The following is a 318-nucleotide window of genomic DNA, read 5'->3' on the forward strand; positions in this document are numbered from 1 at the left end:
CGGGTGTGTTCATCGCCCAAGCAGGCCGGCCTTCGCCGTCAAGAACAATAACGCCGCCATCGCCCGCTTCGCCGCGCGCGTTGGTGAGCGCGCCGACCTCGGCGATGACGTGATCCGCCGCCTCTTGCGCGCTTTCGCCATTGAATTGCATGCGCGCGCAAATATCGCGGGCGACGCCGACGCGAATGAAGAACTCGCCCGTACCAGTGGCGCTGACGCCACAAACACCATTCTGAGCGTATGTTCCCGCGCCAATGATCGGCGCATCGCCAACGCGGCCCCAGCGCTTGCCCGTGGTGCCGCCCGTGGATGTCCCTG

Annotated in this window: 1 protein-coding gene; it reads right to left on the minus strand. The window is 66.0% G+C overall.

Features of this window, described 5'->3' with window-relative positions:
* Positions 1 to 318, minus strand: a 318-nt coding sequence (locus ACMUOY_RS20490; RefSeq protein WP_413894560.1) for an isoaspartyl peptidase/L-asparaginase, incomplete at both ends; no start/stop codon positions are given.

The sequence above is a fragment of the Candidatus Skiveiella danica genome, assembly GCF_022705245.1.
GTDB lineage: Bacteria > Pseudomonadota > Gammaproteobacteria > Burkholderiales > Burkholderiaceae_C > Skiveiella > Skiveiella danica.